The 14,806-nt window shown below is 61.4% G+C and carries 12 protein-coding genes; 10 read left to right on the top strand and 2 right to left on the bottom strand.

Translation table 11 applies throughout. The features are described from left to right. The first annotated feature begins 119 nt into the window (after positions 1-119). The 4 genes from ACEN2R_RS10305 to ACEN2R_RS10290 are packed head-to-tail and all read left to right on the top strand — an operon-like array spanning position 120 to position 6,153. Positions 120-797 carry an SOS response-associated peptidase gene (locus tag ACEN2R_RS10305; RefSeq protein ID WP_442041879.1) on the top strand — a complete coding sequence of 226 codons (678 nt, stop codon included), beginning with the start codon at positions 120-122 and terminating at the stop codon, positions 795-797. Then, complete coding sequence (locus tag ACEN2R_RS10300; protein ID WP_442041877.1) at positions 787-1,359, top strand: ImuA family protein; 573 nt, start codon at positions 787-789, stop codon at positions 1,357-1,359. Before ACEN2R_RS10305 ends, ACEN2R_RS10300 begins: the two co-directional genes overlap by 11 nt. Next, positions 1,301-2,800, top strand: a complete 1,500-nt coding sequence (locus ACEN2R_RS10295; RefSeq protein WP_442041875.1) for a Y-family DNA polymerase — start codon at positions 1,301-1,303, stop codon at positions 2,798-2,800. Before ACEN2R_RS10300 ends, ACEN2R_RS10295 begins: the two co-directional genes overlap by 59 nt. Further along, the gene (locus ACEN2R_RS10290; protein ID WP_442041873.1) at positions 2,797-6,153 is read left to right on the top strand and encodes an error-prone DNA polymerase; all 3,357 of its coding nucleotides are present in this window, start codon (positions 2,797-2,799) and stop codon (positions 6,151-6,153) included. The genes ACEN2R_RS10295 and ACEN2R_RS10290 overlap by 4 nt, the downstream gene beginning before the upstream one ends. Before the next feature lie 94 nt (positions 6,154-6,247). On the opposite strand, the gene ACEN2R_RS10285 is transcribed toward ACEN2R_RS10290, so the two are convergent. Beyond that, positions 6,248-7,084 (bottom strand): CHAD domain-containing protein, encoded by an 837-nt coding sequence (locus ACEN2R_RS10285; protein WP_442041871.1) that lies wholly within the window; start codon positions 7,082-7,084, stop codon positions 6,248-6,250. Between the two features lie 217 nt (positions 7,085-7,301). On the opposite strand from ACEN2R_RS10285, the gene ACEN2R_RS10280 reads away from it, so the two are divergent. Continuing rightward, positions 7,302-8,564 carry an MgtC/SapB family protein gene (locus ACEN2R_RS10280; protein ID WP_442041869.1) on the top strand — a complete coding sequence of 421 codons (1,263 nt, stop codon included), beginning with the start codon at positions 7,302-7,304 and terminating at the stop codon, positions 8,562-8,564. 181 nt (positions 8,565-8,745) lie between these two features. Next, positions 8,746-9,219, top strand: coding sequence for a hypothetical protein (locus ACEN2R_RS10275; RefSeq protein ID WP_442041867.1), 474 nt, complete (start codon positions 8,746-8,748; stop codon positions 9,217-9,219). Between the two features lie 64 nt (positions 9,220-9,283). Here the strand turns inward: ACEN2R_RS10275 and ACEN2R_RS10270 are convergent, their stop codons facing one another. Continuing rightward, complete coding sequence (locus ACEN2R_RS10270; protein ID WP_442041865.1) at positions 9,284-10,186, bottom strand: LysR substrate-binding domain-containing protein; 903 nt, start codon at positions 10,184-10,186, stop codon at positions 9,284-9,286. 121 nt (positions 10,187-10,307) lie between these two features. Between ACEN2R_RS10270 and ACEN2R_RS10265 the strand changes: the two genes are divergently transcribed. Genes ACEN2R_RS10265 through ACEN2R_RS10250 form a run of 4 tightly spaced genes read left to right on the top strand, consistent with a single transcriptional unit; the run spans position 10,308 to position 14,769 of the window. Then, positions 10,308-11,276: a TAXI family TRAP transporter solute-binding subunit gene (locus tag ACEN2R_RS10265; protein ID WP_442041863.1), complete on the top strand. Its 969-nt coding sequence runs from the start codon at positions 10,308-10,310 to the stop codon at positions 11,274-11,276. Between the two features lie 4 nt (positions 11,277-11,280). Next, entirely contained in the window at positions 11,281-13,140 is a 1,860-nt protein-coding gene (locus ACEN2R_RS10260; RefSeq protein ID WP_442041861.1) for a TRAP transporter permease, read from the top strand. Beyond that, entirely contained in the window at positions 13,137-14,483 is a 1,347-nt protein-coding gene (locus ACEN2R_RS10255; RefSeq protein WP_442041859.1) for an acyclic terpene utilization AtuA family protein, read from the top strand. The genes ACEN2R_RS10260 and ACEN2R_RS10255 overlap by 4 nt, the downstream gene beginning before the upstream one ends. Continuing rightward, positions 14,470-14,769, top strand: a complete 300-nt coding sequence (locus ACEN2R_RS10250; protein WP_442041857.1) for an AtuA-related protein — start codon at positions 14,470-14,472, stop codon at positions 14,767-14,769. Before ACEN2R_RS10255 ends, ACEN2R_RS10250 begins: the two co-directional genes overlap by 14 nt. Positions 14,770-14,806 lie beyond the last annotated feature (37 nt).

Raw genomic sequence — 14,806 nt, 5'->3', positions numbered from 1 at the left:
ACTGGTTCAGGCGCGTTTTTGTGCCGCGTGGATAAGGCATATAGGGGGCTTTCGTCGCGCTGGAAGTTCTGGCAATGTTCCGGTTTATTCTTCCGCGTCCCGATTCCTCAGGTGCTTCCATGTGCAACCTCTACTCCCAGACCAAAAGCCAGGATGCGATGCGGCATGTCTTTGACGATATGGTCGAGAACGGCGAAGCATTCGAAGATCTGGTGGGCAATCTGCCCCCTATGGCGGGGATATTCCCTGACTATGCAGCCCCGATCATCCGCCATGGCGAAGGTGGCTGGCAACTGACCAGGGCAAGATGGGGCATGCCGACACCGCAGGTCTTTCTGGAGGGCAAGCACCGCGATCCGGGCGTGACCAATATCCGCAATGTGGCCTCGCCGCATTGGAAACGCTGGCTTGGCGTGCAGCACCGCTGCCTTGTGCCTTTCACCAGTTTTTCCGAGATCGACAATCGCCCCGGTGCGCCGCGCAACCATCCGGTTTGGTTTGCCCTTGGCGCAGATCGTCCGCTGGCGTTTTTCGCGGGTCTCCGCACCGAATGGACCTCGGTGCGCAAGGTGAAGGAGGGCGAGATCACGGCGGAGCTGTTCGGGTTCCTGACCTGCCCGCCCAACCGCGAGGTGGCACCGGTTCACCCCAAGGCGATGCCGGTCATCCTGACGAGGCCGGAAGAATGGCGGCGCTGGCTGACCGCACCGGCGGCAGAGGCGCTGCACCTGCAGCGACCCCTGGCCGACGGTATGCTGCAGATCGTAGCGGAAGGAGTGCGCGAGGATGCGGCCTGAAGTCACCCCCGACGATCCCTTCCTGCTGCGCCAACGGCGTGTGCACGAGGCCGAGGGCCGCGGCCGCCGCGCTTTTGCGCTGTTTCAGGCTGCGCGGCATCCGGGGCCGTTGGTGTGGATTGTGCCGTCATATGTGCCGGAAACACCGATGTTGCGCGGCCTGCCGCAGGGCGTGGGTGAACGGTTGCACCTGTTGCGCCCGGTCGGGGAAACCGATCTTTTGTGGTGTGCCGAAGAGGCATTGCGCGCGGCGCCCGTTGCTTTGGTGATTGCCGAGCCGAAACAGCCACTGTCGCTGATTGCCGGTCGCCGGCTGCAACTTGCGGCAGAGGCAGGAGGCACGACCGGCCTCGTGTTGATTCATCAGGATGCGGGCAGCAATGCCGCCGAAACCCGTTGGCAGTGTGAACCGATCGCCGCGACAGCTGAACACTCGACTCTGCACCGCTGGCGCCTTATTAAGAACAAAAGAGGAACATTAGGAAGCTGGGCACTGAACTGGAATGGCACGTCGGCTACTTTCCATATGGTTTCCGAGGCTCGCGAGCGACACGAGTCTTAGGGCCCGCCCCGTTGAGGGGCCTTTCGCCCTGACCCATCGGTCGGGCAATGCCGATCACCTGCATTGTCTCAATCCGGCAGCCTCGGCGCGGGGGCTGTCGCGTGGCATGGCCTTGGCCGATGCCCGCGCCATCTGTCCCGATCTTGCCACGCGCATTGCCGATCTGGCGCGCGAGGCTGCGGCGCTGGCCAGCTTGCGCCGCTGGGCCGGGCGTTATGCCCCGATGGTGGCGAACGACGGCGTGGACGGGCTGATTGCCGACATCTCGGGCGTGCCGCATCTTTTCGGCGGTGAAGCGGGCCTGCGCGACGATCTGAAGGCACGGCTGGAACGGGCGGGGTTGCAGGCTGCAAGCGCGATTGCGGGAACCCGTGGGGCGGCTTACGCCCTTGCCCGCCACGGCGGCGGCATCATCGCCGATGGCCGGTTGGCCGAGGGGATCGGGCACCTTCCGGTCGCGGCGCTGCGGGTCGATCACAATACCGCCGACGCGCTGGCGCGGGTTGGCTTGTCGCGCATTGCCGATCTGGCCCACCTGCCCCGCGCCCCCTTGGCGCGGCGTTTCGGGACGGGGTTGGTGCTGCGGCTGGATCAGGCGCTTGGGGCACAGGCCGAACCGGTTGCGGCCACACCTGACGCCCCGCATTTCGGGGTGCGGATGACCCTGCCAGAACCGATCGGCCAGCAATCGGATGTGATGGCGGGCCTGTCGCGCCTGCTGGACCGGCTGTGTGCCAAGCTGGCCCGGCACCGCATGGGCGCGCGAAGGGTGCGGCTGGAGCTGCGCCGGGTAGATCGCGGCACGGTGCAGATCGAGATCGGCCTCGCCCGCCCGATGCATGATCCTGTCCGGATCGCGGCGCTGTTCACCAAGGGCGTGGGCGAGGTCGATTCCGGCTTTGGCATCGACGCGCTGCGGTTGACCGCCCCGTTGACCGAAAGCCTTGCACCTGAACAGATCGGGGGCGGCCCAACGATCAGGCATGAGGATGCGATGGCTGATTTGCTGTCATCCATCGGCAATCGCATAGGTTTTGACCGGGTGCTGCGGCTGTTACCTGCGACCAGCCTGATCCCGGAACGCAGCTTTCTGCTTGCCCCCGCCGCCTATTCCATATCCGAGCCCTTGCCGCCCCGCGCCGGCCCCATACGCCCCATTATCCTCTTTCCACCCGAGCCGGCGACAGCCATCTCGGGCACCCCGCCCGCCAGTTTCCGCTGGCGGCGGATGCGCTTTACGACCCTGCGCGCGACAGGGCCGGAACGGATCGCCCCGGAATGGTGGTTCGACGATCCCGCCTGGCGCAGCGGTCTGCGCGATTACTGGCGGATCGAGACACGCGAGGGCCCGCGGCTGTGGCTGTTCACCACGCCGCAGAAACAGAAATGGGACGGCGCGAACGGGCGACAGGACTGGTCTGTGCAAGGAGAATTTGCATGACCCCCTATGCCGAACTTTGCGTCACCTCGAATTTCACCTTCCTGACCGGGGCATCGCACCCCGAAGAACTGGTCACCCGCGCCGCCGAGTTGGGCCTTGCCGCCATCGCCATCACCGACCGCAATTCGGTGGCGGGGGTCGTGCGGGCCTTTTCGGCGCTGAAGGAGCTGGCCCGGCTGCGGAACGAGGCAGAGGCCACGCCCGAGGCGGCACAAGAGGGCCCTACGACCCGGTCGCAGCGCGTCACCGATCATTCCAGCCGCCAGACCGTGCCGCATTTCACCGGGGGCACCCTGGCCCCGGTTCTGGCCGATGCGCCCCTGCCAAGGCTGATCGCGGGCGCGCGTCTGGTCATGACCGACAGCGCAGTGGAGTGGCTTGCCCTGCCGACCGATCTGGCGGCATGGTCGCGCCTGACGCGGCTTTTGTCCTTGGGCAAGCGCCGCGCGCCAAAGGGCGAATGCCACCTGCAACGGGCCGATCTGATCGAATGGGGGGCGGGTATGCTTCTGATCGCGCTGCCGCCCGATCCGCTGGAAGACCCCGATCCGGCGACCTTCCGCGCCGATCTGCTGACCATCGCCCGCGCATTTCCCGGCCAAAGCTTCCTTGGTGCCGCACCGCGATATGACGGCCGCGACCAAAGCCGTCTTGACCAGCTGGCGCTGCTGGCGCAAGGGGCGAACCTGCCGATGGTCGCGGTGGGGGATGTGCTGATGCACCGCGCGGTCCGCCGCCCGCTGGCGGATGTGCTGACCTGCCTGCGGGTTGGGTGCACCATCGACAATATCGGCACGCAGCGGCTGGCGAATGGCGAGCGTCGCCTGAAATCGGGGGCCGAAATGGCGCGGCTGTTTCACCGCCATCCCGCCGCCCTGCGCCGCACGGTCGAGATCGCCGACCGCTGCGCGTTTCGCCTGAACGATCTGCGGTATCAATACCCCGACGAGGCAAGGGACGGCGAGCCCGCCCAGACCCGTCTGGAACGCCTGACCCGTGCGGGGGTGCGCTGGCGCTATCCCGACGGACCACCGCCAAAGATCACCCACCGCGTGGAAAAAGAACTGACCCTGATCGGCGAGGTCAGCTATGCGCCCTACTTTCTGACGGTCTATGACATCGTGCAATTTGCCCGCTCACGCGGCATCCTGTGCCAAGGGCGCGGTTCGGCGGCCAATTCGGTCGTCTGCTACCTCTTGGGCATCACCGAGGTTCCACCAGAATCCATCACCCTGATCTTTGAGCGGTTCATCTCGAAGGAGCGCGACGAGCCACCGGATATCGACGTGGATTTCGAACACGAACGCCGCGAAGAGGTGATCCAGTGGATCTATGACCGCTATGGCCGGGACCGCGCAGGCCTGACCGCCACCGTGATCCACTTCCGCTCGCGCGCTGCCATCCGCGAGGTCGGCAAGGTCATGGGGTTGAGCCAGGATGTAATCGCACGGCTGTCCGGCCAGATCTGGGGCTGGGCGTCTGCCGCCCCCGGCGAGGAGCGGTTGCGCGACGCCGGCCTGTCCATCGAGGACCGACGGGTGCAGCTGGCCGTGCGCCTGATCGGCGAGATCATCGGCTTTCCACGCCACCTGTCCCAGCATGTCGGCGGCTTTGTCATCACCCATGGCCGGCTGGACGAACTCTGCCCGATAGAGAATGCCGCGATGGAAGGGCGCACCATCATCGAATGGGACAAGGATGATATTGACGCGCTTGGCCTGCTGAAGGTCGATATCCTTGCGCTTGGCATGCTGACCTGCATCCGCAAGGCGTTCACCCTATTGGCCAGTCATAAGGGCCAGAACCTGACCCTTGCCAATGTCCCGCCCGAAGACCCGCCGGTCTACGACATGCTCTGCCGCGCCGATGCCATCGGGGTGTTTCAGGTGGAAAGCCGGGCGCAGCTGAACTTTTTGCCCCGGATGCGACCGCGCACGTTTTACGATCTGGTCTGCGAGGTCGCCATTGTGCGCCCCGGCCCGATTCAAGGCAACATGGTCCATCCCTTCATCAATCGCCGCATGGGCCGCGAAAAGGTCGAAGACCTTGGCCCCGCCTTGATGGAGGTGCTGGCGCGCACTTACGGCGTGCCGCTGTTTCAGGAACAGGCGATGCAGATCGCCGTCGTCGCCGCAGGCTTCACCCCGTCCGAGGCGGATCGTTTGCGTCGCAGCCTCGCCACCTTCAAACGCATGGGCACCATCGGCAGCTTCCGCGACCGGTTTGTCTCGGGCATGCTTGCCCGCGGTTATGATGCCGATTTCGCCAGCCGCTGCTTTGCACAAATCGAAGGGTTCGGCAGCTATGGCTTCCCCGAAAGCCACGCCGCCAGCTTTGCGCGGCTGGTCTATATCTCGGGCTGGCTGAAATGCCACCATCAGGCGGTCTTTACTTGCGCGCTGCTGAACAGCCAGCCGATGGGGTTTTACGCCCCGGCACAGCTGGTCCGCGATGCCCGCGACCATGGGGTCGAAATCCGTCCGGTCTCGGTTGATCATTCGCTGTGGGATTGCACATTAGAGCCACGCGCCGACGGGGCGCTGGCCCTGCGGCTGGGCTTTCGCCAGATCAAGGGAATGCGCGAAGACGACGCGTCGTGGATCGTGGCGGCCCGTGGCAACGGCTATCCAGATGTTGAAAGCCTCTGGCGAAGGGCGGGCGTGCATCCCGCCACGCTGGAGCGTTTGGCCGAAGCCGACGCTTTCGCCGCCCTTGGCCTGACCCGCCGCGACGCGCTTTGGGCCGCAAAGGCGCTGAAATCCCCCGCGCCGCTACCGCTTTTTGGGGCAGACGGCGAAGGTGGAATAGAGCCCGGGGTGACCCTGCACCAGATGACCTTGGGCCAGGAGGTGATAGAGGATTACCTGTCGCTGCGCCTTTCCTTGCGCGCACACCCGATGGAACTGCTGCGCCCTAACCTGCCCGAAAGCCTGCCGCATGACCGCCTGTCCAGTGCCAGGGGCCGCGTCACGGTCGCGGGCCTCGTCATCACCCGCCAGCGCCCCGGCACCGCCTCGGGTGTCATCTTTTTGACCCTGGAGGATGAAACCGGCACAGCCAACGTCATCGTCTGGGAGAAGGTCTACAAGGCCTTCCGCAAGGCGGTGATCGCAGGAAGGCTGGTTTGCGTCACCGGGCGCATCCAACACGAGGGGCCGGTCACTCACCTGATCGCCGAACGGGTCGAGGATATGGCGCATCTGCTGGCGACCTTGGGCCGTCCGGTGACGAGCGACATCAATGACGGACGCGCCGATGAAACGAAGCACCCCGCCGGGGGCCGCATCAGGTCAACCGCCCGCCACCCGCGAGAGCAAGCCGGAAAGCTGTTCCCCAGCCGGGATTTCCATTGATCCGTGAACTGCCTGAATACGGCCTTTGCAGCCGCCGGATCAATCGGCGCGGTCACGGCCAGGCGCGGCGGCGACAGATTTTACGGCGGACCGATTATGCCCAGAATGGCGCATGCTTGCGCAGTTTGCCCCAGTCCTTTTTGGCCAATTTCAAAGCATCGTGCATCCGGGCATCAAGGAGCGCCCGTTCCGTTTTGGTCGGTTCAGATTTTTGACAGATCATGGCGATATCGTTGATCGTGCCCAGCGAGTCCTGTAATTTTTTAAGCTGTTCCAAAAAGTCTTCTCTGGGCTTCCCCGGCCACAGATCGCCAAAAAACTCGGTCAGATATCGCAGCGCCTTCAGGGTTTTCCGAAACGCGTGACGATCAGTCTGCGACATCTTCTTTACGGATTTTCCATTCTTGGTGCAGTTGGACCATGTATGCCCAAGCGCCCGAATGGCGATCTTGCGAACCGGCGCCTTTTGCCAGTGTCGCGCCTTGTTCCCCTTGCGCTTCCAGTCATCCGACTGGAAAAGTCTGCGCAGCCGTGCCCCGAATGTCTCTGCGTGGCAGGTGATCATGGAATCCCGGACTTTGGTGCGGATCTGGGCGTGTTCGGTCTGAGGGACACGCTGCGCCCGCGCGGCGGCCAGCCCCTGTGCAAGCACATCAAGATCGCGCAACGTGCCAAGGTGGCGGAACAACGTCCGTGCGTCGGACTTCAGCATCGTCAGCACGGTTTTGTCGATGAGGGGTGCGAACCCTGCAAGCGCCGACCGCAGCCGCCTTAGGGCAACACGCGCGCCATGCGGCCCTTCCGGGTCCTCAGATGTCATCAGTTTTGTCAGGTGCAAATCGAAATCTCTGCTGGCCGCCTCGACAATCAGACAGAGCGCATCGGATGCGCTCATGTCCTTGTTAAGGGTGGTGCCGGAAGACAAGACCATCAATGGCTATCCTGAAATGTTCTATTTGCTCATGATGCTTTTTTATACAGCAAGGGTCATGTTTATCACCCATGGAAAAGGGACAAGACCTGTCTGCCCCTGCCCTGCCCTGAACAGGAAGCGACATTTTAGCAGGACGTTCGCGATTCAGGGGGATTTTTCCCTCGCAGTACAGCACACTGTCACAGTCGGTTTCTGACAGACGATATGGGCGAACATGGATCACTTTGATATCTTCATACGCCTTGGGCTGGCACTGGCCATTGGCCTGCTGCTGGGGCTGGAGCGCGGCTGGCATGGCCGGAAGGCCGCCGAAGGCGATCGCACCGCCGGCATCCGGACCTTTGCGCTGACGGGGCTTTTGGGTGGGATCTGCGGCTGGCTGGCCGTTTTGACGACACCGGTTTTTCCTGCATTGGCCTTTCTCGCGCTCGGGGCGCTTCTGGCGGTCAGCTATTGGGTCAGCGTGAAGGAGGACAACGACCTGGGCTTTACCACCGAAATAGCCCTTCTTCTGACGTTCGTGCTTGGCGTGGTTTCTCTGCTGGGCGAAATGGCCCCCGCCGTTGCGGTCGCTGTTGTGGCGGCTTTGCTCTTGTCGATGAAACCCAAGCTTCACAGCTGGATCAGACATATCAGGCGGCTGGAACTTGAAGCCGTTTTCAAGCTTGCGCTCATTTCCGGGGTGGTCCTTCCCCTTTTGCCAGATCAGGGTTACGGCCCCGGCGCGGTCCTTAATCCTTATGAATTGTGGTGGGCGGTCGTCATCGTGGCGGGTCTGTCCTTTGTCGGATATTTTGCCATCCGGCTTGCAGGGGCTGGTGTGGGTATCCTTGCCACAGGCATTTTCGGCGGCCTTGCCTCATCGACATCGACGACCTTGGCGCTTGCGCGTCTCGCGCGCGCAAATGACAGCATGACCGACATTGCAGCGGCAGGCATAATTGTCGCCGGATCTGTGACCTTTCTTCGAATTCTCGCGCTTGTCGGCGTGTTTGAACCCAGCCTGATCGTCCCGCTGGCCCTGCCTATGGGTGCCATGGCCCTGACCGGTCTGGCAGGTGCCGCACTTGTCTACCGTGCCACTGATCGAAAGCAGGGCCCGAAGGGCCGTATCGGCAGTATCTCAAACCCTTTCGAATTGACCACGGCACTGGCATTTGGCGCAATCTTGGCGGTTGTTCTGCTTGTTGTTCATTATCTCAAGGACTGGTTGGGCATGCGGGGTGTCTATGCCGCCGCAACGCTGTCGGGCATCAGCGATGTGGACGCCCTGACGATCTCTGTATCACGGCTGGTTGGCGAGGACCTGTTGGCGCGACATGCCGCGATCGCGATCTTCATTGCCGTGTCGGTCAATACGGCGGTGAAGGGCGGGATTTCCATGGTTGCGGGCAACACGCATCTGGGGCTCAGGGTAATCGCCGTCTATGCGGCAGTGATCGGCGTCGGCAGCATCGGCCTCTGGCTCGGCGTTTAGGTATTCGTGCTGCATCCGCGGCTGTTTTGTCGTTTGTTGGTGGACACGAAACATGGCCATGAGGTCCGGAACAAGAGGGTGACAGGTCCGCGACCATCTTCCTGCCTATGGCCTACGCTGTGGCATTGCTTCTGCCAATCCGTATCAGCGCCGTTCTCCAGATACCGTGCGAGAACCTCGGTTGATTTCCAGCCCCCTGACAGAGATGCAATCGGCCTTCGGGCGCATACAGCTAAAGCGGATGCCCGCGTGGCATGAGGCACGGACGCAGAACGCGCGAGATATCGACGCGGTCCTTTCGCCGTTTGCAGGCACCGACGGGCCGTTGCGCCTGACCTCCCCCACATGCGCGGGCTGCGACGGGACATGTGCGGCTGCGTCTCAATGCAAACAGGCCTACTATAAATTCTATGCCTTCGTGCAGCCCGACAACCTTCCAGCGGAAATGACCCGCGACGGATTGGTTGAACATTTCATCAACCAGGGATTGCCCTGCTTTCAGGGCAGCTGCTCGGAAATGTATCTGAAGAGGGCGTTTGACGGAACGGACTTCGCACCGCAGGACCGGCTGCCCGTCGCCAAAGAGTTGGGAGAGACCAGCCTGATGTTTTTGGTTCACCCGGGCGTTACCAGAGTCGATGTCGGGCTACCTTAACCAGCACCGCGACAAGTCCCTTAACTGACTACGTTTTCTACCTTCGTTCGAAAGCCACAGAATATCAGCCCGATCGTGATCCCCGTATATGTTCGAGGAACGCCGTCGCAGATGGTGATAGCGTTCGGCCCGAACGGCGCACAAGTCCGATCCGCCTGCGGGCGCCAAAATCTCTGATATGGCGTATCACAAGATCTTCGTGGCGCAGAACGGCAAGCGTCAAGTTAGGCAAGGCTGTGATTCCAAGACCCGCAGAGACAAGCGCCCCTGCTGTTGCGAGATGCGCAACCTCGAAACGAGGGCTGAGGGCGTGGCCAAGCCGCAGGCATGCGCCGTCGATGAGTTCGCGCACGCTGGTCCCGGGGGCCATCGCGATGAAGGGCATAGCCACCAGCTCGGCCCATGCGTAAACGCGATCCTCGGCCAATGGACCGTCAGGCATGCCCAAGGCGATGAACTCATCCTCCATCAATGGCTGAAATGACAGTCGCGACCGTGCCGAAACCGTGCCCGCCGTGAAGCCTATGTCGGCCACTCCCGTTTCGACGGCATCCAGAACACTGCCTGACAAAGCATCAATGATTCTGAGATCTATATCCGGATGTGCGGCGGCAAAGTTGCGCAGGATTGGCGGCAAGAGGCTGGCGGTGATCGACGGTAGGCCAGCAATCGTCAGGCGCCCCCGCCGCGCGGACTGATAAGAGTCAAATTCGGTCATTCCATCATCCACCGTATTGACCATTCGCTCGGCGATGCGCGCGAACGTACGGCCAGAATCGGTAATGCGGACGTTGCGCGTGTCCCGGTCGAACAGCCGTGTTCCAAGTCGCCCTTCGAGCGATGTGATTTGCCTTGATAGCGCGGATGGAGACAGGCCAAGCGCATCTGCCGCCGCGCGAAAAGACGGTTCCCGCGACAGGGTCAGCACGGCCTGAAAATCAAGAAATGTCGGATTGATGCGATTCATGCATTAATTGTCCCATTTTTAACACTTCTTGCAACAGATAGTTTTTGCCATAGTCCCACCAGCAACCTGACTGCGGGACACGGGAGAGTGCTTCGATCAGGGCAAACTTAGGGAGGATACCATGAAATATACTTTGCGCGCCCTTGCTGGCGCAACCATGCTTGCGGGCATGGCAATGTCGGCTCAGGCTCAGGATCTGTTGATCGGATCGACCTCGGCCTCGTCCAGTCACTATGCTTATTTCGTTTCAGTTGGTCAGATCATTAACGAAAATGCCGGAGGCATTAATACGACGGTTGTCGAAACCGGCGCCACCATGGACAATATCCGTCGCATGTCGCGCAACCAGATCGACCTTGGTCTTGTTACCACAAATGTTGCACAGCACGCCAATGCAGGCACAAATGAATTCGACGGCAATGCGCAAGACTTGCGGTTGCTTTGGGTTTACACTGGAGCACCGCAGAACGTGGTCGTACGAGCCGATGCGGGTGTTGACAATCTGGCGGGTTTGGCGAGCGTCAAGTTCAACCCCGGCATCAAGGGGTCTGCTACGGAATCGACCACAGAGGCGGTTTTTGCCACGCTGGGTCTAACTGCGGAATACGTTCGCGGATCGACCACCGACATGGTCAATTCGATCAAGGACAACCGCGTGGCGGGCTATGTCAAATCCGGCTCTGGAAATAAGGTTGATGGTTCCACCATGGACATCGCCACAACCACGGGCATCAGCATTCTTGGTCTTTCGGCAGAACAGGCCGACAAACTGCGCGCGGAAATGCCAGACATCTCGGTTGTCGAGATTCCCGCAGGTGCGGCAGACGGCATTCCGGCCTATACCACCTGGAGTTTCGGTGTTGGTGTGGCGGCCCCTGCGTCGATGGATGATGAGACGGCCTACAAGATCGTCTCTGCAATCATGGCGGACAAGACCGCACAGGCCAACGCAATGGCCAGCCTCAAAGGGGCGAGCATTGCTGACATGACCCTGCAATTCGGCACCATCCCGCTGCACCCCGGTGCCGCACGCTGGTTCAAAGAGCAGGGCATTGATCTGCCCACAAAACTTCAGCCCGACAACGGTTGATCCAATGAAACCAGAGCGCATTCAAAAAGGGCTGGCTGTTCTTGTCGGAGCTTTCGTTTTCTACACGGCTGCGACCGGGCCCTTTGAGGGGCTGATCCAGAGGGCGATCTTTCTGGCACTGGTCGCCTCGCTCGGTTTTGCGCTCTACCCTCTGGGCGTCGGGAAATCCTGGCGTCCGGTCGGGTTGGTCATTGATCTGGCCCTGACCACGATCACGGTTGCGGCCTGCGGCTATGTCGTCTGGAACTATGATCAGATCATGACAACCCTGCCTTGGGCCACAACACTGGACAAGGCACTGACGGCAGGGCTGTTGCTTGCCGTGCTCGAACTGGGGCGCCGGACGGTCGGGGTGGTCTTTCCGATCCTCGTGCTGATCGGGGTCGGTTATGCTTTGTTTGGCAATCTTCTGCCCGGTCCGCTGCATCACCGTGGTTTTGACAGCGCCTTTGTGACCGAGACGATCTTTCTGGGGGATCTTGGTATCTGGGGCATGCTCACCGGAGTGGCCGCTACGGTCATAGCAGCCTTTGTCCTGTTCGGAGCCCTGCTACTGCATTCGGGCGGCGGGCAAGCCTTCATGGATCTTGCGATGCGGCTGGGCGGTCGCCAGCCGGGCGGCGCGGCCAAGATTGCAACCATTGCCAGCGGACTGTTCGGCATGATCTCGGGATCAGCCGTGGCCAATGTTGCCACCACCGGCAACTTTACTATCCCGATGATGATCCGGCTGGGATACCCTCGCCCCTTCGCTGCAGCGGTGGAAGCTGTGGCCTCGACCGGAGGGCAGATTGCCCCGCCGATCATGGGCGCGGCCGCATTTGTAATGGCCGAGATACTGGGTATTCCCTACTCGACCATCATCCTTGGCGCCATCATTCCCGCCGTGCTGTTTTACTTGTCCGTGTTCATGACCGTGCATTTTGTCGCTGTGCGCCGCAACCTTGCGGTGGTGCCTGAAGAGGACCTGCCGGCGTGGGCGACCATCGTTGCGCCACGCCGCATACTGCCGATACTGGCGGCATTGGGGGGCCTTGGCGTTGGAATCTGGCTGGGCAGGTCGATCTCGACTGCTGCCTTCTATGGCGTTGTCGGGCTACTGGTCGCCTTTGTCATGACACAGGCAGGACAGCTATCCCCCCGCGATATGGTTGCCAAGGTCGTTGACGGGCTTGAAGATGCGGGCAAAGGCATGGTGATCATCGGCGTTCTGCTGGCGGGTGCGCAGGTACTGGTCTCGATGATCAACCTCACAGGGATCGGCGTCACGCTGTCCTCGCTGATCGTCACGATGGCGGGCGATTCCGTAGCCTTCGTAGCACTGATCGTGGGCGGCGTCTGTCTGATCATGGGAATGGGCCTTCCGACCACCGCCGCCTATGTCCTGGTGGCCGCCGTGCTGGCCCCGGCGATGACGGCGGTCGGCGTTGACCCGCTGGCGGCGCATCTGTTCGTATTCTACTTCGCCACGATCTCAGTCATCACACCGCCGGTCTGTGTTGCGGTTTTTGTCGGGGCGGGCATTGCCAAAACCAACTGGCTGCCTGCCGCAGGCGAGGCGGTACGCCTTGGCGCTGTGACCTATGTCGTGCCGTTCCTGTTTCTACTCTATCCGGGAATGACCCTGCAGGGCAGCTGGTTCGACGCAGTCGAGGCAATAGCCGCAGGGCTGGCGCTTGTCATAGCAATCCCTGCGCTGCTTACGGGAACCCGTGTGACCGGATCGCGCCGGATCGACATCGCCTTTCTGGTCGGAGTCATCGCCGTTGCGATCTGGCCACATCCCGTGACGCCCTTCATCGCGCTCGCGGCACTTGCTGGCCTTTTCTTGATCGGCGCAAACAACCGGAAGGTATTGGCATGAGAGTTCTAAGAATTGGGGCCGGGGCCGGGTTTTCAGGGGACCGCATCGCGCCGGCGGTCGAACTGGCGGAAAAGGGAGAGCTGGATTTTCTGATCTTCGAGTGCCTGGCCGAGCGGACCATCGCGCTGGCACAGCAGGCCCGACTGAAGGATCCTGCCGCTGGGTACGACCCTTTGCTGGAACGGCGTATGCGCGCGGTATTGCCTATAACGGCGCGTAACGGCACTCGCATTGTCACCAATATGGGGGCCGCAAACCCGCGGGCCGCAGCGCGGCTGGTGCAGAAAATTGCCAGCGAGCTGGGGCTGCATCAGCTGAGAATCTCTGCGGTCACGGGCGATGACGTCCTTGACCGCATAGAAACCTACCACCTGGATGAAACTGGCAAGGCGGCGGCTGACCTTGGTGACAGGCTCGTCTCGGCCAATGCCTATATCGGCGTCACGGCGATCGTTTCAGCACTGGATGCAGGGGCAGATGTCGTGATCTGCGGGCGTGCGTCTGATCCAGCGCTATTTCTTGCCCCCCTTGTGCATCACTTTGGCTGGGCGATGGACGACTGGACCCGACTGGGCAGAGGCACTCTTGTCGGGCACCTGCTGGAATGTTCTGCGCAAATCACGGGCGGTTATTTCGCAGACCCCGGCGTCAAGGACGTGCCGAACCTTGCACAAATCGGTTTTCCCTTGGCCGAGGTCAGCGAGGACGGAAGCGCTGTCATTACGAAGGTCGTTGGCAGTGGAGGCCTTGTAACGCGGGCCACCTGCACCGAGCAACTGCTCTACGAAATCCACAATCCTGCGGAATACTTTCAACCGGATGTTGTTGCAGACTTCTCGAATGTCACCATTCAGGAAATTGGCCCTGATCGGGTGGCTGTATCAGGTGCAAATGGTAAGCCTGCCAGCGGCTATCTGAAGATTTCCGTTGGCTATAGGGATGGCTGGAAGGGCGAAGGCCAGATCAGTTATGCCGGAACCAATTGCGTGGCGCGCGCACAATTGGCCGCCGCACTGGTGCAGGAGCGGCTTGAGAACGCCGGGATTCCCCTGTTGGAAAGCAGGTACGACCTGATCGGCTATGATTCCGTGCTGCGCGCCGCCGGCTGTAATACCGCCGCACCGCACGAAGTCCGCATGCGATTTGCCGCCCGTTGCGAAACCTCGTCCATTGCCGAATTGGTGGCCGAAGAGGTGGAAAGCCTCTACCTTTGCGGTCCAGCCGGAGGAGGTGGCGTCACCCGGAGCGTCCGAGAGATCGTTGCAATAGCCTCGACCTTGATGCCGATACAGGAAATATCGACAGCCTTTGAGATGATGGAGACGCAAAATGAAGTTGCATGAGCTTGCACATGGCCGAACCGGCGACAAGGGCGACACTTCAAACATCTCAATTATCGCCTATGAACCTGCAGATTGGACGCAGCTGGAAAGAGAAATCACTGTCGAGAAAGTGGCTGCCCATTTTGGCGCTTCTTTTTCAAAAGACATCACGAGATACACACTTCCACAGCTCCACGCGATGAATTTCGTTTTCAAAGGTGCTTTGACGGGCGGCGTCACCAGATCTCTGGTTCTGGACGCGCATGGCAAATGTCTTGCGTCGGTTCTGCTCGAAATGGAAATCTGAGATGGCCTTGCTGCATCCAGCGTCGCCCAGAACGGAC

This window comes from Pseudogemmobacter sp. W21_MBD1_M6 (assembly GCF_052119585.1).
Taxonomy (GTDB): domain Bacteria; phylum Pseudomonadota; class Alphaproteobacteria; order Rhodobacterales; family Rhodobacteraceae; genus JBGQOJ01.
Note: the sequence above shows the minus strand (reverse complement) of the source record. Positions and strands in the feature narration are given on the sequence as shown.